General features: G+C 66.1%; 1 protein-coding gene. It reads left to right on the top strand.

All coding sequences use genetic code 11. The annotated features are described in order from the left end of the window. The coding region (dctA, locus tag AC07M1_RS19375) for a C4-dicarboxylate transporter DctA (protein ID WP_495164282.1) at window positions 1-1,098 on the top strand (1,098 nt) is incomplete at both ends.

Here is a 1,098-nt window from a genome sequence, read left to right as displayed (position 1 = left end):
GTCGCTGAAGCCGCTGGGTGACGCGTTCATCAAGCTGGTGAAGATGATCATCGCGCCGGTGATCTTCCTGACGCTGGTGACGGGGATCGCGGGGATGACCGAGCTGCGTTCGGTCGGCCGGGTGGCGGGCAAGGCGTTCGCCTATTTCCTGTTCTTCTCGACGCTGGCGCTGATCGTCGGGCTGATCGTCGCCAACACGATCCAGCCGGGCGCGGGGATGAACATCGATCCCGCCAGCCTCGATACCGGCGCGGTCAACGATTACGTCGCCAAGGCGCATGACAGCTCGATCGTCGCGTTCCTGATGGCGATCATCCCGACGACCTTGGTGTCGGCGCTGGCGGGAGACTCGCTGCTGCAGGTGCTGCTGGTGTCGATCCTGTTCGGGATCGCGCTGTCGATGGTGGGGGAGCCGGCGGCGCCGGTGCGCGACCTGCTCGAGCGGGTCGGGCTGGTCGTGTTCAAGCTGGTCGGCATCCTGATGCGCGCGGCGCCGGTGGGCGCGTTCGGAGCGATGGCCTTCACCATCGGCAAGTACGGCATCGAATCGCTCGCCAACCTCGCCGGGCTGGTCGCGACCTTCTACCTCACCTCCGCCATCTTCGTGGTGGTGGTGCTGGGCATTGTCGCCAGGCTCGCCGGCTTCTCGATCTTCAAGCTGATCCGCTATCTGCGCGCCGAGCTGCTGCTGGTGCTCGGCACCTCCTCGTCCGAAAGCGCGCTGCCCAGCCTGATGGACAAGATGGAGCGGGCCGGCTGCGCCAAGCCGGTTGTCGGCCTGGTCGTGCCGACGGGCTATTCGTTCAACCTCGACGGCACCAACATCTACATGACCTTGGCGGCTTTGTTCATCGCGCAGGCGTGCAATGTCGACCTCAGCCTCGGCGATCAGATCGCGCTGCTGGCGATCGCGATGATCTCGTCCAAGGGCGCGGCGGGGGTGACCGGCGCGGGGTTCATCACGCTGGCCGCCACGCTGTCGATCGTGCCCGACGTGCCGGTCGCGGGCATGGCGCTGATCCTGGGCATCGACCGGTTCATGTCCGAGTGCCGCAGCCTCACCAACTTCATCGGCAATGCCGTCGCCACCATCGTCGT

The organism is Sphingomonas sp. GW821-FHT10C01 (assembly GCF_059415525.1).
The sequence above is the reverse complement of the archived record's forward strand: the minus strand, read 5'-3'. Positions and strand labels throughout refer to the sequence as shown.